Below are 20,462 nucleotides of genomic sequence, written 5' to 3'. Positions count from 1 at the left end.
TGAGTAGTGGAGAAGGTGCTAAAATAGAGTGGGCATATGAGGATCGATTCAGTGGATATTTTTCCAATTTCATTAAAATTGCAGCAGCAACCTTGTTTGATTGTCGGTGGAGGGCATATTGCATATCGCAAAGCACTGTTACTGCAAAAATCAGGAGCAAAAATTTCGGTTATTTCACCTGAGATTGAGGCGCAACTTTTAGAGATTGTCGAGAAAAGCTCTGGTCAATACATTCAAGCTCATTTTGAAGATCACGATTTAAAATTAAACGATTACCGTTTAGTGATTGCTGCCACAGATCAGCCTTTAGTGAATCAACAAGTTTTTGAAGAATGTGAAATCTTAAATGTATTGGTGAATAGTGTTGATGATCCACCACATTGCCGATTTATGGTCCCTGCAATTGTTGATCGCTCTCCACTTGTTATTTCAATTGCGAGTAATGGTGCATCCCCAGTATTGTCCAGACAGATTAGAACTCAACTTGAGACTGTTATCCCGCATGGAATGGGAGCATTAGCTAAAATCTCTGGTGAATGGCGACAACGTGTAAAACAAAAAATTGAAAATCCTGATGAACGCCGTATCTTTTGGGAAGAGCTGTATGCTGGACCTTTCAAAGAGCGTGTATTTAATAATAATCTGGCTGAAGCAGAAAAAATTATTCATCAATCTTTAATAGAATGGAACAAACCTAAAGGTGAAGTTTATTTAGTTGGGGCAGGTCCAGGTGATCCCGAGCTTCTCACACTCAAAGCTTTAAGGTTGATGCAACAAGCAGATGTTGTGATTTATGACCGTTTAGTTTCTGGTGCTATTATGGAGTTATGCCGCCGGGATGCTGAAAAAATCTATGTGGGTAAAGCAAGGTCAAATCATGCTGTTCCACAAGAAGGTATTAATGCTTTACTCGTGAAATATGCGAATGAAGGCAAACGTGTCTGCCGTTTAAAAGGAGGAGATCCTTTTATTTTTGGGCGAGGTGGTGAGGAAATTCAAGAACTCTATGAGGCAGGAATTTCATTTCAGGTCGTTCCCGGAATTACCGCAGCATCAGGGTGTTCAGCCTATGCGGGTATCCCTTTAACTCATCGTGATTACGCACAAAGTGTTCGCTTCTTGACTGGACATTTGAAGGAAGGTTCTCCTGAACTTCCGTGGAATGAACTCGTGTATGAACACCAAACATTGGTACTGTACATGGGGCTTGTTGGATTAGAAAAAATCTGTGAAAAGCTTATTCAACATGGTCAACGAGCAGACATGCCTGTTGCTTTAATTTCTAAAGGTACGACACCAGAACAAAAAGTTGTTGTGGGGACTTTGGCAGATATCGCTTCGAAAGTGTTAGAAAATCAAATTCAGGCGCCAACTTTGACCATTATTGGTGAGGTGGTGAAATTAAGAGAACAGTTGAAATGGCAAGACGAACTGTAAAAGTCTGCTATAAAGTTGAGAAATTATTGTGATTCATGTTGTTTTATACGAACCAGAAATTCCTGCAAATACAGGAAACATTATCCGTTTATGTGCAAATACAGGAGCACAATTACATTTGGTCAAACCGCTAGGTTTTGAGCTGGATGATAAGAAGTTAAAGCGTGCTGGATTAGATTACCATGAATGGGCTCGCATGCAGATTTGGGATAATATCGAAGCTTGTCTGGAAAATCTAACGAGTCAAGGTGTCGATCAAGATTCGATTTATCCTTTAACGACCAAAGGTACCGAAACACCACATACCTCGAATCTGAATAGACCAGTTGCTTTACTCATGGGGCCTGAAACGCGCGGACTACCTGAACATGTTCGTATGATGTTCCCAAAGCAACATTGGATTCGTTTGCCCATGGCGCCAAATTCTAGAAGCTTAAATTTATCTAATGCTACGGCAGTGATTGTTTATGAAGCATGGCGACAACAAGGATTTAAAGATTTAACTTAAGTCAGTAAGGTCATCGAAAGGTGACCTTTTTTAATGCATAAAAGTTTAGTAAAACTTGGCTAATATGATGAAATATTCATTAAGAATAAAATTAAAATAATGATTTTAAATACGATTTGATTTTATATTTCGGGAATCAAATTTTTTTGAGTAAAAGTCTAAAAAATATACAAAACGGTCAAATTTTTTCATTTGTTAATGAAATTAATATTTATATAAAACAGAGTGTTAGGTTTGATTTTTGTTGATCTTAAACTAGCTGTCATCCAAACGAGATATTAGAAATTCGACCAATTGGTATATTTGTTGCTTAGTTAAAGTGAATATATGGTTCCGATAAATTTGATAGACGAACTGTGATTTGTACATAAACGAAATGAATTTATCAATGTACAGCCAATGTCTAAAGATGTTCGACATTGGCTCACATTACCAATGGGGTGGTATGTGATGAAAGAGAATTGGTTTTCCAAATTTACTCCTTTTAAAGGGGATATTGAAAAAACTCCCGTTGCCATGAACGAGTACTTGCCTGCAGGACAAAGTATTGTACTTGGACTTCAACATACATTTGCCATGTTTGGTGCAACAGTGTTGGCACCGCTGCTCATGGGGTTTGATCCTAGTCTAACGATCCTGTTATCTGGTATTGGCACGATATTATTTTTCCTTATCACAGGTGGGAGAGTGCCAAGCTATCTTGGGGGTAGTTTTGCTTTTATTGGTGCTGTGATTGCTGTAACAGGCTATACCGGTTCAGGGTTAAATCCAAATATTGGGATTGCCTTAGGTGCAATAGTGGTATGTGGTATTTTCTATGCCTTGATGGGTTTACTTGTAATGAAAACGGGTTCTCAATGGATGGAGAATCTTTTACCACCAGTTGTTGCTGGTGCAATCATTATGATAGTTGGATTAAATTTAGCACCTGGGGCGATTAAAGCTGTATCAGGTAATGAGTTTGATACATGGATGGCTTTGTTGACCGCAATGTGTATTGGTGGTGTCGCAGTATTTACAAGAGGAATGTTGAGACGATTATTGCTATTGGTGGGTTTGATAGTTTCGTATCTTGTATATTTTGTTTTAGCTAACATGATGGGAATGGGTAAACCAATCGATTTTAGCTCGGTTTCAAATGCGGCATGGTTTGGTTTACCAACTTTATATCAACCTGAATTTCAAATGAATGCAATTCTGCTGATTTTACCTATCGCATTTATTCTTATTGCTGAAAATCTTGCGCATTTCAAAGTTGTAAGTGAAATGACTGGCAAAAATATTACGCCTTATATGGGTAGAGCATTTTTGGCAGATGGGGTATGTACCTCTATGTCTGGTGCTGTAGGAGGAACAGGATTAACTACATATGCAGAGAATATTGGGGTCATGGCGGCAACGCGTATTTACTCTACAGTGGTTTTTGTAATTGCGGGTATTGTCGCCATTATTCTTGGATTATCACCAAAATTTGGAGCACTCATTAGCACATTACCTGTCGCAATTTTGACAGGGACTTCAATGATTGTTTTCGGCTTAATTGTAATCGCTGGTGCGAAAATCTGGATCGAAAATAAAGTCGATTTTACTCAAAACGGCAACATTATTGTGGCATCAGTGACTGTGATTATGGGCGCAGGGAACTATTCGATTATGGTTGGTGGACTTGATCTCGGCGGCATTACAACGGCGACATTTGCTGGAATTATTCTAAATCTGATTTTTAATCGAGCTAAGCAAAAGCAGAATCAAATAGTAGCAGAGGTTGTACCAGAAAAAACTTAAGTTTGAGACTTAGCTTTTAAGACAAATTTTAGTCAATCCTAAATTGTCGAAAGTTTCAGCAAGATAATGAAAACGTAAAAGATGTATACCTGATACAAGGGGATAAAAATGGGAATACCAGTAATTGATTTAGCAGGCGTAGATATAAACAAACCAGAAAGTGAGGCGACTAAACGTGCAGTTGCTGAACTGAGAAAAGCTGCGATGCATTCAGGTTTTTTCTATGTGAAGAATCATACAGTTCCTTTAGAAATGATGACGCGACAGTTTGCATTAGCAAAAGAGTTATTGGCGCTTCCAGAAGACGTTAAGCAAAAATATGATGTACGTAATTTTTTTGGATTCCGTGGATTTGATAAACTAAATGGTCAGCAATTAGACCCTTACGGCAAGCCAGATTATAAAGAAGGGTTTTATTGTGGTCGTAATTATCCTCAAGATCATCCTTTTGCAATCGCTAAATATCAAAACTATGGTCCAAATCAGTGGCCTGAAGAATTACCTCAATGTGAATTGATTTGTCAGGAGTACATCGATGAAATGTATAAACTGGCAAATTTTCTGATGCAACTTTTGGCATTAACGTTAAATCTGCCATCGAACTATTTTGATGCTTCTAGTAAAGATCCTATGGGAACCTTACGTATGTTGCGTTATCCACCTACACCTAGAGATGATGATGAAACATATGGCGTTGGCGCGCATACAGATTGGGGGTCAGTCACCATTTTGGCACAAGATCAAATAGGCGGATTAGAAGTGTGCATGCCTGACGGAGAGTGGGTTGCAGCACCACCAATTGAAGGAACATTTGTAGTTAATCTAGGTGATATGATTCCAAAATGGACCAATGGTCTATATCACTCCAATCCACATCGAGTAAAAAATAGTTTTTCAAATGGTGCTTATCGTTACTCAATTCCATTTTTTTATGAACCAGACTATCACGCTGTGATTGAGCCAGTTCCAGGAACATTGAAAGAAGGTGAATTACCTTTATATGCACCATGTACAGTAGGGGAGCATTTAGAAGAAATGTATAATCGTTCATATAAAAAAGCGGAAGAGAATGCAGTAGCTTAAATCTCGCGATACAAAAAAAGCATTATCTATATAATGCTTTTTTTTTAATTATTCTAATGATTTATGAGCGATATTGATTGATAAAGTCCTCAGAACTTAGCCCTTTTTTAGCATAATGAATTGATGCTCTTTCCGCATATATTTGTCTAATATAGCGCGCTATGTCGCAGCTATCTGCAAACATATTATATTTCCAACCCAAACCATAGGACCATAAATTAATATTATCCACGGTCATGATTTCAATATTTGTATCCTCATGATCCAAATAATGGTCAATCATCTTGCGAATGACCTCTTGGGTGCAGCTTAATTTATATGCATGCCATTCATCATGGGGACACGCATTTTTTGGTGGCTGCCTAAATGGGTATTGAATGCCTCTTCCAGGGCGATTAAGACCGTGACCTTCCCATGGGCTGTATTCTTGGGACAATGTATTTAATGGCCCGTTTGGAACCGCAGGACGTATTTGCCCCCAATGTACCAAATTTTGATTTAACCAATCATCTGCAAAACTATCGCAGTTGAAAGGATCAAGCTTTCTAATCGCCTCTTGGTCATGTTGAAAAGAGATATAAGATTCGATTGGATTTTCGATTTTGAAAATACAGTGGCTATAGTCCATCGCCATTTTAAATGGAATACCTTGATGATTGACTAAAGCTGCAACTTTCTCTACCCGGCGATAATCTTCAGACCAATTATCTACGTGATTTTCAAAGGTAATGGTTATACCCTTACTTTGAGCATACTCATAAAAATATAAATAGGCATCAGCAACTTGTTGATCATTAAGATAGTTGAATTTACTGTCTTTTGCTGCAAGCATAATGTTGTGGTATTTGGCTCCTACGGCACATGATAGCTCGATATTTTCTTTGAATATTTTTTCATGTTCTCCCCAAATATAGCATCCGTAACCTGAATAAACTGGAATATTGTATTTTTGACTCCCTTTAATGTAATCATCAATCATTTCACGATGAGTCGGAATGTGATCGATAAAATCCCACACGTTCGATTCTGCAAGTAGATCGAATTTTTCCATTATTGATGGTTCTTTAAGAGATACTGGATGTTCAAATGATGAGGCTTGTATGCCTAGTCCAGCACAGCCTAACGGAAACATTTTTTTCATAAATTCAATACCAAAAATATATAATTAAATCAGTGAATTGATAATGCAAAAAAAATGCCTTAATCCCTTAATATTTCAATCTATTACATTATTAAAATGGCTTTTTTAAAATATCAGTTGTCTAATACGAACATAAATTTATCGAAATAAATTAGATACGGGGATGTATGATTAAAAACATTAAAAAATACAGCTATGGAATTATAGTAATCATCTGTGCAGGAATGACGACCTCTAAAGTGATGGCACAAAATGAAAATAAAGAACAAGCGGATTTAAATAATATTAATCCATTGACTCAACAGGAAATCGATCAAGCAGTAGCTCAGATGAAAGTAAAAATGTTCAAAAATTTGGAAAATTGGAGTACGGCGTTAAAACGAAATGATTTCGAGCGGACAGGAAAAAATTTGGTGTTAAAAAGTAAGAAACAGCTTGAATTATGTCATATATATCAAGCTTCTGTAGATGAAACATATTCTTTAGCGCAAAAAAATCGCCATCGTATGTCTATAGATGAACAGAAAATTGTGGATGATCGAAACAGGTTTATTGAGTATTTGGGATTCAAAGATAATCAAATTGATACTAAATTAGGTTTTAGTTGTCGATTAATTTAAAAAAGCACGGATGAAGAATCCGTGCTTTTTAAACTCTAGAAACGGTAACCAATTTTAAAGCTATATCCAATAGCTGTATTGTCTTTAAAATCTGCATCATAGCGATCGGTTCCGAACCAACTAGCAGATTGAGCTTTTGCATCACCTAACCAAAAATATCGTGCACCCGCTTGAATGAATGTATTTTTATTAAAGCTGTACTGACCACCTAATCCTGCACTCCAAAAACCTTCAGATGGACCTAAAGTTGAAACATATTCACCTGCACCAGAGTCCCATCCTCCGATAATGGTCAATGCAAGTTTTTCATTTAATTTTCTTGCAATACCGAATGTTGCAGATATTTGATCTTTTTCATAAGCGATTAAGTCGAAACCACGAGGTCCTTTACCTTGTCCCTCCGTAATAGAAGAAGTTAAAACTCCAAATTTGTATGGACGGATTTTGAACTCAGACCAATCTACCCAACGTAAATTGATATAAGCTAATGTATCAGCCATGATACCTGATTGGAAATCTAGGTTAACTGATTGTGGAGTTGATGCTGAGGTTTTACCTTCTGTATATTGGTAGTCGGTACCAAGTGCCCCAATTTTATCTACAATATGCCACCCAGGATGTACAATAGGTAATGTATCTGTAATCACTTCAGGCATACTTTCTTCAGCTTGAACTGAATAAGAAATTTTTGATCTGTAGGTTAATGAAGCTCTTAATGCAATTTCAGGAATTTGAAATGCAGCACCCGCTAGCCAACCAAAAGCACCTTCTTCAGGCATACTTGCTTTATAGCCTTGATAATCTTTTCTTGTATCACGACCAAGAAGATCTCTTGAACCTGTACCTTTTTCCTTAAAAGTACTACACAGTGCTACACCACTAGTCTGTGAATTACATAAATAACCTCCCAACAGACTGTAAGCAGTTCCTTGTAAACTAAGATCACCTTTTACTGTTTGATAAACTGGGCCTGCATAAAAATTAAGGTGTTCATTAGGTTGGAAGCCTACGACTAGAGATAAACTATTTGTCGAAACTTCAGCCTCTGTACTGCCATACTCACTGTGAAATGCACCATATTTTGTCGCAGATTCAAGGTCACCTAATGGCAATCGTCCTGAGCTGTTGACTCTGGAATGTTTTTTATCAGAATTTGAATAAGAGGCTTTTGCTCCGAAAGGTTGGTCATAAATTAAACCTAATGAAATATTGTCAGTCACTTGAAATTTTAAATTAATATTTGCAAATCCGAACGTGTCTGCAATATCACTTAAATTTGAGCCCGCAATTTCCCCACCTGCGTTAATATCATCTGCTGTAGGCATATTCCAACCATTCGGGTCTCTTAATCCTGCAGATGCAGGGCCCGAAGGTTCAGTTCTCATTGTTCCTGAAAGATCAGCATCCAAAATTGAGTAACTAAAATCTACATAGTTTCCTGGCTGCAAAAAGCCATTCATCGATTGGCCTGAACGATCCATAGCTGCAGCATAAGCGCCCGCGGTTGGAAACATTGCGACCAAAATCGCCCCAGTAAGTGTATTCAAACGCATTATTACATTCCCTGTGTAATGAATATTATTAGAGCTTTTACTCAAATATTTTGCTCTTTATACACATCGTGTAATTTTTGGTCAATGAGTATCCTGACAAATATGTAATTTTTTGCCAATCATTTTTTATTTAATTTCATGTATTTGCGTTTAAATGTGTTATTTGTCTCATTATTTTGAAATAAAGCTGCATATTATGATGTAGAGTTTATTTTTAAATAAGAAATTTTGATTGATGTTTGATCATTTTGGTCAATTTCCATGATAAAAAAAGGCGCCTAGGCGCCTTTCTAAAAAATCAATTTTTAACGATCATTAAACTCATCATGTTGTGGAGCAGGGTATTTAAAGCCTTTGGTTTTATAACCTAAATACAAAATACCACCAATCGCCCAAATCAAACCATATTTAAGCGATGCTTGATCGACCTCTAACCACAATGCAAATACTGCAATAAAGCCGAGTAATGGTACGATAACGAAATTAATAATTTCTTTCGCTGTTTTAGTACGACCATCGCGTAACGCATAGCGTGAGATAACAGATAAGTTCACAAAGCTAAATGCTGTTAACGCACCGAAGCTAATTAATGAAATGACAAAGTCTAAATCCATAAAACCAGCGGTTAATGCGACTGCACCTACAATCATGATGTTATATGATGGAGTGAAGTTTTTAGGGCTGATGTGACCAAAAATTTTCTTATTGATGACACCATCGCGTCCCATAACATACATAAGGCGTGATACACCTGCATGTGCAGAAATACCTGATGCCATAACAGTAATGATGGCAAATGCAAGCACATAAGACTGGAACAAAGATCCACCAACCAACAACAAAATTTCAGGTTGAGTTTCTGCAATATTCTGGAAGTATGATCCCGGATTATTAGGAAAATAGATCTGCATGAAGTAAGTGCTGACGATAAAGATAATCCCTGCAATTAACGCAGTTAAGAAAATCGCTTTTGGTAGCGTTTTCTCAGTATCTTTAGTTTCTTCAGCGAGAGAACTGAGTGAGTCAAATCCTGTGAATGAGAAGCAGAGTAATGTCGCACCTGTGATTAAGGCACCCACTGAAGTTAACTCATTCCAAAATGGTTCTAAACTCCAAAGTTGGTAGCGTTGTTCAGCAGAGATTGGACCATCCGCGTTATATCCCATTTGGAGCTTGGTATAGACCATCCATGTAAATACAGCGATCACAATTAATTGTACGAATACAATTAAGCTGTTGAAATTTGCAACAAATCGCGCACCACGAAGGTTAATACCTGTCATAAATGCTGTTAACACAATGACCCAGACCCAATGATTGACATTAGGGAATAAAGCCTCAAGATAAATCACCGCAAGGATGATGTTGACCATGGGGGAGAGCAGGTAATCTAACCATGATGACCAGCCAACCATAAAACCAACGTTAGGGTGGATAGATTTTTGAGCATAGGTATACGCTGAACCTGAAGATGGATATCTACGGATCATATGACCATAACTCAATGAAGTCAGTAGGATTGCAACAAGTGCAAAAATATATGATGTAGGAACGTGGAAATTACTTTCTTCTGATACCAAACCGAAAGTATCAAACAACGTCATTGGCTGAATATAAGCTAAACCGATAATAATGATGTGCCAGAGTCCTAGCGTTTTTTGCAGTTTAGCTGCCGATTGAGTCCCAGTTATATTAGTCAACGGCTTTATCCTCTTAATCGTTGATCAAGGATCAGTCAAATCAATTAAGGATCGTTTGAGACGAACGATCCCCCCTAATGTTTTTTCAAAAGTGCGCCAATCTAAACCAAATTGATGCAGTTTGTCAGTAGTTTGTGCGAGTTTTTTTAGCAGGATTTATGCCAAAGGTATTGAACTCATGAGTTAAAACAACTAACAAATGAAAAGCCTGATGTCTAAAAAAACATCAGGCTAGTTTTAAGCGTATCTTTACTTATTTTGAGAAAATTACCAAGCTTTTTCTAAGATAGATTTCAAATCTTTTAATGTCGCTTCTTTAGGGTTGAAAATGATAGATCCGTCATTTAACGCTTTTTCGGCAACTTCATCTAATTGAGATTGCGTAACTTTGCCTGTCTCACGTAATGTACGTGGCAGTTTAGTTAAATCATAAATGCGATCACGCATTGTGTTGATAATCGCAATAGCTTTATCTGCACGTTGATTTGCTGGTGTCTGTGCATAGATATCAGTACCTGCAAGCGGTAGTAACAGGTCAGCAATCTTATCGCCATTCACATCCTTGTTGTAATCGAGCACATAAGGGAGGAATAAGTTCATGCACAAACCATGTGGTAAGTGAGCAACTGCACCTAGAGCGTGTCCAAGGGAGTGAACAATACCGACCATTGCATTTGAGAATGCAATTCCAGCCATGGTTGATGCTTGAGCAAGTTCTAAACGGGCATCAGCATCTTTTGGATTTTCCAAAACTCTAAACAAGTTTTCACTAATTTTTTTAATTGCAGCAGTAGCGTAAGCATCACTGATAGGATTCGCTGCCAAACACGTATAGGCCTCAACTGCATGTGTCATTGCATCCATTCCTGTCATTGCTGTCAGGTGTGGAGGTAATGTTAAAGTCATACGTGGATCTAAAATTGCAGCACTAGGCATTAAATATTTTGAAGCAAATGCCATTTTTTGATTATTCGCTGTATCTGAAACCACAGCAACCATCGTGACTTCAGAGCCTGTACCTGATGTTGTTGGGATAACAAAAAAAGGCTTTAATGGGCGAGGTAGGTTGTGAGCCCCTGAATATTTCAGCAGATCATCGCCTCCTTCGGAGACGAGAATATTGGCAGCTTTTGCTGTGTCGATGACTGAACCACCCCCAATTGCAATGATGGCATCGCATTGATTGTTACGATACATCTCAGTCACGGCTTTTACTGTTTCTAAACTTGAGTCCGGTGGAACTTCATCAAAAATTGAGCCAATTTTTACTTCTGTCGCTGCAAAAGCAGCTTCCACTGGTTCAAGTAGACCATTGGCACGTACGCCTTTGTCTGTGATGATGAGTGGTTTTTTTGAACCCATTGAATCTAGCTCAAATGGAATGTGTTCAAGCGCAGCATTACCAGCAATCACTTTAACTGGACAGAAAAATTCATAATATGGTTTAGCCATGCTTAAGCACTCCCTTTAATATATGACTGAGCTACTTTGAGATAAATATTTGCTGCACCTGTCAATTTTTCTTTTAATGACAGATTGACCGGATATTCTTTGACTGCAAGTTCAGCGACTAATTTTGGAAGAATAAGGGCTTCCATTTTATTCAGACAACGCACTAAACGTATTGCATGACCTAAATCGCCATCAGCAATCATACGGTCATTTGCAAATGCTTGTGCAGTACTTTCTTGGAAAGAAAATACCAAAAAAGCATGATGCATATGTTTAAAGGTAATCGTTAAATCTGGTTTTTTTGATGCATGGTCGATTAAGACAAGTTGATGTTGTGGATTCACTTGTGCAATAAATGCTGCATCACTGTTGAAAACGTCCATTGAAATCGTGAAGCCGACAGGAAATTTAGCAATTTCCTGTTTTATTTCTTCATCGACTTGACTTGCCATCGCTAAGCCTCTGCCAATCACGTCAAGCATGAGTTTGACATAAGCTTGTTCTAGCGCGGGCTTTACAGAGTTAATAGAAATCACTCACTTGTCCCTTATCACATAGTTTTATAATTTAGAGTAAATACTCTAAAATTATCTAATGACAAAGTAAAGGAGTTTTAATGATCATTCACGATAATTTGACTGAACAGGTCACTTTTTTTTAGATAGGCAATGAGGTCTTGAACTAACATATCAAAACTTGGGTAGGGATTTATCAAATCAGAGATTCTGACCATTTCAAGACCTGCATAACCACATGGATTAATAGTTTGGAAGCCTTCCAGGTCACAATCTATATTAAGTGAGAGTCCATGATAACTGCGACCTTTTCGGATTTTAAAGCCCAGAGATCCAATTTTTCTACCATCAACATAAACACCAGGTGCATCTGGTTTAGCATAAGCTTCGATACCGTATTTTTTTAATAAATCGATCATGACATTTTCTGCATAGCTGACTAAAGTACGGACATTCCAGCCTAATCGATTTAAATCAAACATAAAATATGCAACTAATTGTCCTGGACCATGCCAAGTGACTTGTCCACCACGATCAGTTTGAACAACTGGGATATGGCTAGGCACTAATATATGTTCTGGTTTGCCAGCTTGTCCTTGGGTAAGCACAGAATTGTGCTGCAAAATCCAAAATTCATCTGCTGTTTGTTCGTCACGCTGTTCTGTCATCAGCTTCATTTCTTGGAAGCGATCTTCATAAGAAGTGGTTTGGGTATAGTGACGAATAATCAATTGAGGTTTGGTTTTGACATCCACGGAGGTTAAGGCTCACATTCAAAAATGAGTTTTATTATAGACAATATTGTTGAATTAAGTGTGACCTAGGCACATACTTGATGAATAATTAACAAACATAAAAAAACACGCATGAAGCGTGTTTTTTTATTAAAGTGCAGTTTTAATTAAAGGGCAAGCAGCCAAGTCTGCATATACTTGATGTACTTGCTCAAGCTCTTCAAAACGAAGTTGCGCAGTAATTGAATGATACTTGCCTGTACGCGATGGTGTCACTGTCATTGCATTCCCATCAAAATCAGGGAAATGTTTAACAAAAATGTCATTCACGGCTTTGCGTAAATCCTCACCTGCAAGACCAATCAATTTAATTGGATAATCCATCGGAAACACCCAAAGATGTTCTTGTAGTTCGCGTGATGGAGTGCGATCGATCATGTCAGTCATAGGACACCTCATTAGTAAAAATACCTGCTAGGCGCAGGTATTTAGAATTATTTGCTACATGCTTTATATTATGGGGGAGTGTCCCCCATATTCAAGCCTGTATTATCCTATGGATAGATTAGTCATTCTCAAGGAACGAGCGTAAATGTTCAGAACGCGATGGATGACGTAATTTACGTAACGCTTTTGCTTCGATCTGTCGAATACGTTCGCGTGTTACATCAAACTGTTTACCAACTTCTTCCAACGTGTGGTCCGTCGGCATATCAATACCAAAACGCATCTTCAAGACTTTAGCTTCACGTTCAGTGAGGTTTTCAAGTACCTCACGTGTTGCTTCTTTCAAGCCTTCTGAAGTTGCAGCATCAACTGGTGAAGTGATGTTACCATCTTCAATGAAGTCACCAAGATGTGAGTCTTCATCATCACCGATCGGTGTCTCCATCGAAATTGGTTCTTTAGCGATCTTAAGCACTTTACGAACTTTGACTTCATCCATTTCAAGGCGTTCACCTAACTCTTCAGGCGTAGGTTCACGTCCCATTTCTTGAAGCAATTGACGAGATACGCGGTTGATCTTGTTAATGGTTTCAATCATATGTACAGGGATACGAATCGTACGTGCTTGGTCAGCAATTGAACGTGTAATCGCCTGACGAATCCACCAAGTTGCATAAGTCGAGAACTTATAACCACGACGGTATTCAAACTTATCTACGGCTTTCATCAAGCCAATGTTACCTTCCTGAATCAGATCGAGGAACTGTAAACCACGGTTGGTATATTTTTTCGCGATGGAGATTACCAAACGTAAGTTCGCCTCAACCATTTCTTTTTTAGCACGACGTGCTTTTGCTTCACCAATCGCCATACGTTTAGAAATATCTTTAATTTCACGTACAGTAAGGTCGAGATCTTTTTCGATATCAGCGATTTTTTGTTGGAAAGCAAGAACGTCAGGGCGTACTTTCTCTAAGTATGGTTTTTGGTCAGCAGTGGCTTTAGCAATTTGCTCATCTAACCAAGCTGGATTTGATTCTTGACCAGGGAACGTTGTACGGAATTGAGTACGATCCATACGACCACGACGAACTGCGTAGCGCATTACTTCACGTTCTGCTGTACGAATTTGTTCATGCGTGCCACGAATCATTTCAGAAATGATGTCAAACAAACGTGGTGTGAACTTAAACATCATAAAGACGGTTGCGAGCGACTCAAGAGCTGCTTTACCTTCTTTACTGTTACGACCATGTTTTGCGATCGCATCTTTAGTCGCATTCCATGCAGCTTCTAGCTCTGCAAAACGCACTTTTGCGATTTCAGGGTCTGGACCTGAATCACCCTCAGAATCATCATCACTTTCAGACTCTTCTTCATCATCGTCATCAAGTTTTACATCTTTAGTTGGTTTAGTCTCTGTTTCTTCTTCAAGATCAGCATCAACTTCTTCTAAAACTTCTGGAATTTCTTCATCAGACTCTGGATCTAAATAGCCTGAAAGGATATCGGCTAAACGACGCTCGCCAGTTTCGTAATCTTTATATTCTTGTAATACAACTTCAACCGCATTTGGCCAATAAGCAATTGAGTTTAAAACGTCACGAATACCTTCTTCGATACGTTTTGCAATCTGAATTTCGCCTTCACGAGTCAACAGTTCAACTGTTCCCATTTCTCGCATATACATACGAACAGGGTCAGTTGTACGACCAGGCTCATTTTCTACAGATGCTAAAACTGCAGCTGCTTCTTCTTCAGCAACTTCGTCAGTCGTTTCTGCGCTACTACCATCAAACATTGCATCGTCAGATTCTGGCGCACGTTCGTGTACAGGAATACCGACGTCTTGAAGCATCTGAATGATATCTTCAATCTGTTCGCTTTCAGTGATCGAGTCTGGGAGATGATCGTTAACCTCAGCGTAGGTTAAGTAACCTTGTTCTTTGCCTCGGCTAATCAGAGCCGCTACTTGTGAAGTAGGGGAATGCATATCGCTCATCTTTGCTCTCTTCTCGTTGAATCTGTGGCGGGGAAAAACCGTGCATTCTAGCACAATTAACTTATCTTTAGTATGGTATTAACTCAGTATAATTGGTTTTGAAAACCAATGAATTAAGCTATTTAAGTCAATATTGGGTCAAAATTGTTCATTTCAAGCACATCATGCTTTTTATTTTAAACCAGCAATAAAGATTTGATCCTTGATTAAATAATGACATATTTTTTTGTCCAAAATAAACTAAAATTTGTATAAATATCAGCGAAAAATAAAATAAAACTTGACAAGTATTCTGAACAAAGATAAATAGCGCCTAGCCCCATTCATTTTTTCACACATGAGGTAGTTTTAGTGTCTTCTACAGATTTTGAACTAGATGATAACTACGGTGATGATGATGTTAGTTTTGATGAAACTACGAGCAAAATTAGCGCCAAAGAATCATTAGAAAAGCGTCGCTTGATTGATGACTTACTTGCACAGCGTCGTTTAGATCGTGAATTGAAAGATCTTGAATATGATTTTGACGATGATGATTTCGACGATGATGAAGACTAAATTAGATTGGGTATCCTGATCTAAAATGTTATTCTACGGAATTAAGATACAACCTTTGGAAATACAATGAGTGCATTAGATTTAGACTTGTTAAGTGACTACTTAGATGGCGACCAAAATGAGCATGGTCTAGATTTTGCTGCAACTCATGGTTTTTTGTGTGCGACAGCTGTAGGTCCTCAATTTGATCGTTGGTTGGATGAGTTATTTGACAATAATCAAAAGAAAGTGCCTGCAGAGATCGTAGCTCAAATTAAACTTTGGTTAGAAGATTTACGTCAAAAACTTGCCAATGAAGAAGGTATTGAATTTCCTTTTGAAATTGAAGAAGCAGATGTAGAGTCAAGCCTTGGGGATTGGAGTGTAGGCTTTGTCGATGCAATGTTCTTAAATGAAGATGCATGGTTCACACCTGAGTTTGAAGAGCAATTGGTTGATCTCACTCTGCCAATCATGGTGTTTAGTGGAGTTGACGAAGAAGATCCTCAAATGGAGTCTTTCCGCCGTAACGGTCAATTGATGGATGAGCTTGCAGAAGAAATTCCAGATAACTTGAATGAATTGTATTTGATGTATCACACGCCGAACTAATTAAAAAGCACCGTAAGGTGCTTTTTTTATTTTGAGTGCTTTCTTTTTTGTCTGCGGTACACAATCCAAATGATTATGCTGATCACAATAGCAATAATTAGATAGCTGACTTGGCTAAATATTTTGTGCATCATTTCAGTATTATTTCCAAAATAATAACCCACATATGCTAAAAAGGTAGTCCATATAATCGTGCCTAAACCACTATAAAACATAAACTTTGCAAAAGGCATTTTGCTCATGCCTGCAGGTATGCTAATCAGAGATCGTACTGCTGGAACCATACGTCCAAAAAAAACGATTCGATGTCCATATCTTTCAAACCATTCTAATGATTTATCAACATCAGCTACTTTAATAAATAAATACTTTCCATATTTATCAACGAATGCATAGAGCTTTTGATCAGAGATCTTACGTCCTAACCAATACAGCGTAGCGGCAGCTAAGAGCGAACCTATACTTCCTGAAATAATGACACCGATCAAAAGTAATTGACCCTGAGAAGCGGTATAGCCAGCTGAAGGCATAATAATCTCAGAGGGTATAGGTGGAAACACATTATCGAGAAACATCAATAGAGCAATGCCGAAATAGCCCAATTGCTCCATCACTGAAATGATCCAATCTTTCATAAGTGATTTGTATTTTAAAGTTAAACCTATGCTAGATGTTTTTAGGAAAAAATACAGTGAAATTAAGTTAATGCATTAATTCAGGATGTTGAATTTGTATAAGTGTATGAACATAGACTTCTCGTAGGATATAGCTGACGAGAAGGGGAGCTATGCTGATGATGAAGATAAGACTCATTGAATTTCTCATCTGAAAACCGATTGCTAAAGCAATAATTGCGCCGATACAAGCACCTAACGTTACGATAAAATAATGGGATTGGTTACGTATATGCAATTTAACACCAGAATTATGTGAATCGATATATGTAAATGTTAAATGTGTCGGTACAGCTGATACACGATCTAAATGATTATGGTGAGCAAAATTCCGTCGAACAGGAAGATATTTGAATGGCACTCGATTCATGACTTTCATCCTTGAGCTAAATTTATTTCCTTCGTATTAAATTTATCTGAATGACTTCATGTGTTTTGTGTTGTTCTAAAATAACTTTGTAATGGTGATATAGCAGAATTGAAATTTTGTTTGTTCAATGTAAAAAGCGTCATCTACACTGTAATGTAGACAACGCTTTTGTAAGTTAAATAAAATATTTTTTATTTATAGGCGTTTACGTTTTGCCGCAATAATCTGAGACTGGCGCATACGGAATCCTTCTTTCTGCTTTTCTGTTGTTTTATCGATACAATAAAGACATGATACGCCATGTTCGTAACTTGGTAATGCTACTTCTTCAGGGGTTAATGGCCAACCACAAGCATGGCACTTCACATTTTGACCTTCTTCCACTCCGTGTGTAACCGCAGTACGACCATCAAAAACAAAGCATTCACCTTCCCATAAACTTTCTTCAGGAGGGGTTTCTTCTAAATATTTAAGAATACCACCTTTGAGGTGATATACCTCTTTAAAGCCTTCTTGAAGAAGTAGTGAAGTTGATTTTTCACAACGAATCCCGCCTGTACAAAACATGGCAATCTTTTTATCTTTATGCTGTTCAAGATTGTTTTTTACATATTCAGGGAATTCGCGGAACGTTTCAGTTTTTGGATCAATTGCCCCTTTGAATGTGCCTGCTTTGTATTCGTAATCATTTCTTGTATCGACTAAGATCACGTCATCACGTGCAATGAGTTCGTTCCATTCTTTAGGGTCTAGATAGTGACCAACTAAGTCGCGTGGCTTCACTGGAACACCTAAAGTCACGATTTCTTTTTTATGTTTGATTTTCATTTTACGGAATGGTTTTTCGTCACTGTGTGACTCTTTATATTCCATATCATTAAATCCTTCATTTAAAAGGAATTGATGAATGACATCAATTGCATGACGGTCACCTGCAACTGTTCCGTTAATCCCTTCATGGGCAACAATAAGAGTACCGCATAGGTTGATGGTTTTTACCAACTCAAGTAATTTTTGTTGAAGTGCTAGAGAATCTTCAACCTCTTTAAATTGATAAAGTGCCGCAACAACCCAACCAGTGGTCGCTTGCTGTTCTACAGGTGCAAGCTGTTCTACAGTAGCGTTCATGGAGTACTCCAAATGTATTAATATAGGGACAAAATCAGGCGCGTATTCTAACGCGATTTTTGAAAATATGCGAGAAAGCCATAGAGAATTTATGGTTTTATATGAGGAAAATATTTTGAATACAGCGCGTCGAATCCCATCATTAACACCATGTGCGGGACGTTGTTCAACAGTGTTTGGTGACGCGGTATGTCGTGGTTGTCGACGTTTTAATCATGAAGTGATTCAATGGAATACTTATAATGAAGAACAACGACTGAGTATTTGGAAGCGTTTAGATCAACAACTGGATCAAATTTTGGTTCCAATGCTTCCTCATGCTCAACTTTCTGAGGTGGAAAAATTCATTGAATCAAAAAGAATCCGAGTATTGGAGAATGCTTCAAAAGGCCGAAAATTATATCATGCGCTTAAAATTTGCGAAAAAAACAAGCATTTAGCAGAGCAGAGTGGTTTAGGTATTTCAGCTCCACATGTTAAACCGATCTGGACTGAGTTTGAACGTCGGGTTCTTGCGTTGGCGAATGCCAGTTATGAATTAGCTTGGTTAAGAGCAGATGGGATTAGCCAGAGCTTGCAGTTGGTGGATGAAGAGTAATTCTATGATAATTTGTTATAAAAAAACTCGCTCAAGTAAGCGAGTTTTTAGTCAATCATTAAGCAACTTGGACAGGAATACAGTTTGCTGTGTGATTCACAGTGTTATCTGGATTTGCATAAACCAAACGTGGTTTATGTGCATCAGCTTCTGCAACAGTAAAATCACCGAAAGTCGCGATAATAATAATGTCACCTAAATCTGCTTGGTGAGCAGCACCACCATTTACAGAAATAATGCCTGAGTTTTCTTCACCACGGATTGCGTAAGTTGTAAAACGCTTGCCATTAGTTACATTCCAAATATGAATTTCTTCATATTCACGAATACCAGCTAAATCTAGTAATACACCATCAATTGCACATGAACCTTCATAATGAAGTTCAGCTTGTGTTACAACTGCACGGTGGATTTTAGCTTTTAATAAACGAGATAGCATGGGAAGCGTCTCCTGAGTTGTTCTAAGATTGTTTTATTATCTAGAAACAACAGTTTTTTAATTTGGGTGAAGCATTTGAAAGCGCATTTTGCCCTCAAATTTTCATCGTGGCAAGAAAAATTGTTGAACAAAAATTAAATTTATCAACTACGGCTTGTAGGCATTTATTTGATTCATTGCCTGCTGAATTTCACCATTCACTAATAATTTTGTACGACTTAGTGCGTGATGAATTGCATCGTCAATGAGCGTTTGTTCACTTGAGGGTGCTTTACCTAGAACATGACCTGATACACGGTCTTTTGATCCAGGGTGTCCAATTCCAATACGTAAACGATGGAAGTTAGGGCCAGTATGAGGAACAATGTCACGTAAACCGTTATGACCACCATGACCACCACCCGTTTTGAGGCGAATGATACCTGGATCCATATCAAGTTCATCGTGAGCAATAAGCATTGCTTCTGGAGAGATTTGGTAGAATTTTGCGAAGGGTACAACACTTTGACCAGAACGGTTCATAAAGGTTGAAGGTAATAAAAGTCGAACATCTTGTCCTTCTACATTACCGCGACCACTTAATCCATTAAACTTAGGGTCATTTTTAAGTGTTATGCCATATTGTTCTGCAAGACGTTCTACATACCAGAAGCCTGCATTATGGCGGGTTTGAGCATACTCTTTACCAGGGTTGCCCAAACCAACAATCAGTGAAATATGAGACACTAATTTACACCATCAACACTTATGCGCGTTTGAAGTCAGCGTGCATTGGAGTGTTTTTAGCTGGGTGACGTTGTAAAGCTTGGATTTTAACGCTTTCAACTTTACCATCAACATCAATTTCAATTACTTCTTCAAAGAAAGCGTTGTCTTCTAAGTATTTAACAAGCTGACGAAGCTCAAGTGTAATTGCTACAGGTGCAGCATCACCACCATAGATGATAGCAGGAACTTTAGATTGAAGACGAAGGCGGCGGCTCGCACCTTTCCCTTGTACTGCTTCTTCACGTGCTACTGCATTTAATACGAAGTTTGCCATGAGAGACATCCTATTTAAGTTAAGTGAACTAGATCTGCGACCGATCTAGTGATAGAAAGCCCTACCAAAAGGCAGGGCTTTAAAA

At 38.0% G+C, this 20,462-nt stretch carries 22 protein-coding genes; 8 read left to right on the top strand and 14 right to left on the bottom strand.

Annotation, left to right across the window (positions count from 1 at the left end):
* Nucleotides 1-51 precede the first annotated feature (51 nt).
* The 4 genes from cysG to AC1M9P_RS01035 all read left to right on the top strand — a co-directional run bounded on the left by cysG (nt 52) and on the right by AC1M9P_RS01035 (nt 4,813).
* A complete protein-coding gene (gene cysG / locus AC1M9P_RS01050) occupies nt 52-1,437 on the top strand; it encodes a siroheme synthase CysG (RefSeq protein WP_481586496.1) in 1,386 nt (461 codons plus the stop codon).
* Between the two features lie 28 nt (nt 1,438-1,465).
* Complete coding sequence (locus tag AC1M9P_RS01045) at nt 1,466-1,945, top strand: tRNA (cytidine(34)-2'-O)-methyltransferase (protein WP_481586495.1); 480 nt, start codon at nt 1,466-1,468, stop codon at nt 1,943-1,945.
* A 450-nt stretch (nt 1,946-2,395) separates the two neighbouring features.
* A complete protein-coding gene (locus AC1M9P_RS01040) occupies nt 2,396-3,730 on the top strand; it encodes a solute carrier family 23 protein (RefSeq protein ID WP_481586551.1) in 1,335 nt (444 codons plus the stop codon).
* Between the two features lie 108 nt (nt 3,731-3,838).
* Nucleotides 3,839-4,813 carry an isopenicillin N synthase family dioxygenase gene (locus AC1M9P_RS01035; RefSeq protein WP_035267882.1) on the top strand — a complete coding sequence of 325 codons (975 nt, stop codon included), beginning with the start codon at nt 3,839-3,841 and terminating at the stop codon, nt 4,811-4,813.
* A 61-nt stretch (nt 4,814-4,874) separates the two neighbouring features.
* Here the strand turns inward: AC1M9P_RS01035 and AC1M9P_RS01030 are convergent, their stop codons facing one another.
* Nucleotides 4,875-5,954 (bottom strand): hypothetical protein, encoded by a 1,080-nt coding sequence (locus AC1M9P_RS01030; protein WP_481586494.1) that lies wholly within the window; start codon nt 5,952-5,954, stop codon nt 4,875-4,877.
* 167 nt (nt 5,955-6,121) lie between these two features.
* Between AC1M9P_RS01030 and AC1M9P_RS01025 the strand changes: the two genes are divergently transcribed.
* Nucleotides 6,122-6,574, top strand: a complete 453-nt coding sequence (locus tag AC1M9P_RS01025; protein WP_481586493.1) for a hypothetical protein — start codon at nt 6,122-6,124, stop codon at nt 6,572-6,574.
* A 35-nt stretch (nt 6,575-6,609) separates the two neighbouring features.
* Here AC1M9P_RS01025 and AC1M9P_RS01020 read toward each other — a convergent pair whose 3' ends face one another.
* The 7 genes from AC1M9P_RS01020 to rpoD all read right to left on the bottom strand — a co-directional run bounded on the left by AC1M9P_RS01020 (nt 6,610) and on the right by rpoD (nt 15,031).
* The gene (locus tag AC1M9P_RS01020) at nt 6,610-8,127 is read right to left on the bottom strand and encodes an outer membrane protein transport protein (RefSeq protein ID WP_092766849.1); all 1,518 of its coding nucleotides are present in this window, start codon (nt 8,125-8,127) and stop codon (nt 6,610-6,612) included.
* 305 nt (nt 8,128-8,432) lie between these two features.
* Nucleotides 8,433-9,827, bottom strand: coding sequence for an APC family permease (locus AC1M9P_RS01015; RefSeq protein WP_481586492.1), 1,395 nt, complete (start codon nt 9,825-9,827; stop codon nt 8,433-8,435).
* A 267-nt stretch (nt 9,828-10,094) separates the two neighbouring features.
* Nucleotides 10,095-11,279 (bottom strand): iron-containing alcohol dehydrogenase, encoded by a 1,185-nt coding sequence (locus AC1M9P_RS01010; RefSeq protein ID WP_035267887.1) that lies wholly within the window; start codon nt 11,277-11,279, stop codon nt 10,095-10,097.
* Nucleotides 11,280-11,281: 2 nt separating this feature from the next.
* Nucleotides 11,282-11,815 (bottom strand): hypothetical protein, encoded by a 534-nt coding sequence (locus AC1M9P_RS01005; RefSeq protein ID WP_035267888.1) that lies wholly within the window; start codon nt 11,813-11,815, stop codon nt 11,282-11,284.
* Between the two features lie 77 nt (nt 11,816-11,892).
* On the bottom strand, nt 11,893-12,549 hold the full coding sequence (lipB, locus tag AC1M9P_RS01000; protein WP_035267889.1) for a lipoyl(octanoyl) transferase LipB: 657 nt from the start codon (nt 12,547-12,549) through the stop codon (nt 11,893-11,895).
* 129 nt (nt 12,550-12,678) lie between these two features.
* Nucleotides 12,679-12,966 carry a YbeD family protein gene (locus AC1M9P_RS00995; protein ID WP_035270687.1) on the bottom strand — a complete coding sequence of 96 codons (288 nt, stop codon included), beginning with the start codon at nt 12,964-12,966 and terminating at the stop codon, nt 12,679-12,681.
* 127 nt (nt 12,967-13,093) lie between these two features.
* Complete coding sequence (rpoD, locus tag AC1M9P_RS00990; RefSeq protein ID WP_228133303.1) at nt 13,094-15,031, bottom strand: RNA polymerase sigma factor RpoD; 1,938 nt, start codon at nt 15,029-15,031, stop codon at nt 13,094-13,096.
* Between the two features lie 297 nt (nt 15,032-15,328).
* Between rpoD and AC1M9P_RS00985 the strand changes: the two genes are divergently transcribed.
* Together AC1M9P_RS00985 and AC1M9P_RS00980 are read left to right on the top strand one after the other, a co-directional pair.
* Nucleotides 15,329-15,535: a PA3496 family putative envelope integrity protein gene (locus tag AC1M9P_RS00985; RefSeq protein WP_092766845.1), complete on the top strand. Its 207-nt coding sequence runs from the start codon at nt 15,329-15,331 to the stop codon at nt 15,533-15,535.
* A gap of 66 nt (nt 15,536-15,601) precedes the next feature.
* Nucleotides 15,602-16,126: a YecA/YgfB family protein gene (locus tag AC1M9P_RS00980; RefSeq protein WP_179997742.1), complete on the top strand. Its 525-nt coding sequence runs from the start codon at nt 15,602-15,604 to the stop codon at nt 16,124-16,126.
* Nucleotides 16,127-16,152: 26 nt separating this feature from the next.
* Here the strand turns inward: AC1M9P_RS00980 and AC1M9P_RS00975 are convergent, their stop codons facing one another.
* From AC1M9P_RS00975 to trhO, 3 genes are all read right to left on the bottom strand, one after another.
* Complete coding sequence (locus AC1M9P_RS00975; protein ID WP_035270685.1) at nt 16,153-16,761, bottom strand: DedA family protein; 609 nt, start codon at nt 16,759-16,761, stop codon at nt 16,153-16,155.
* Nucleotides 16,762-16,828: 67 nt separating this feature from the next.
* The gene (locus AC1M9P_RS00970) at nt 16,829-17,170 is read right to left on the bottom strand and encodes a hypothetical protein (RefSeq protein WP_481586491.1); all 342 of its coding nucleotides are present in this window, start codon (nt 17,168-17,170) and stop codon (nt 16,829-16,831) included.
* Between the two features lie 195 nt (nt 17,171-17,365).
* Nucleotides 17,366-18,298, bottom strand: coding sequence for an oxygen-dependent tRNA uridine(34) hydroxylase TrhO (gene trhO / locus AC1M9P_RS00965; protein WP_481586490.1), 933 nt, complete (start codon nt 18,296-18,298; stop codon nt 17,366-17,368).
* Between the two features lie 91 nt (nt 18,299-18,389).
* On the opposite strand from trhO, the gene AC1M9P_RS00960 reads away from it, so the two are divergent.
* The gene (locus tag AC1M9P_RS00960) at nt 18,390-18,896 is read left to right on the top strand and encodes a DUF1289 domain-containing protein (RefSeq protein WP_171076814.1); all 507 of its coding nucleotides are present in this window, start codon (nt 18,390-18,392) and stop codon (nt 18,894-18,896) included.
* Nucleotides 18,897-18,954: 58 nt separating this feature from the next.
* Here AC1M9P_RS00960 and panD read toward each other — a convergent pair whose 3' ends face one another.
* The 3 genes from panD to rplY all read right to left on the bottom strand — a co-directional run bounded on the left by panD (nt 18,955) and on the right by rplY (nt 20,377).
* The gene (gene panD, locus AC1M9P_RS00955) at nt 18,955-19,335 is read right to left on the bottom strand and encodes an aspartate 1-decarboxylase (RefSeq protein ID WP_035269276.1); all 381 of its coding nucleotides are present in this window, start codon (nt 19,333-19,335) and stop codon (nt 18,955-18,957) included.
* 147 nt (nt 19,336-19,482) lie between these two features.
* Entirely contained in the window at nt 19,483-20,061 is a 579-nt protein-coding gene (gene pth, locus AC1M9P_RS00950; RefSeq protein ID WP_035269278.1) for an aminoacyl-tRNA hydrolase, read from the bottom strand.
* Between the two features lie 19 nt (nt 20,062-20,080).
* On the bottom strand, nt 20,081-20,377 hold the full coding sequence (rplY, locus tag AC1M9P_RS00945) for a 50S ribosomal protein L25 (RefSeq protein ID WP_035269282.1): 297 nt from the start codon (nt 20,375-20,377) through the stop codon (nt 20,081-20,083).
* Nucleotides 20,378-20,462 lie beyond the last annotated feature (85 nt).

Source organism: Acinetobacter sp. 25-47-122, from assembly GCF_056779695.1.
This window is presented reverse-complemented; position numbering and strand designations above follow the sequence as displayed.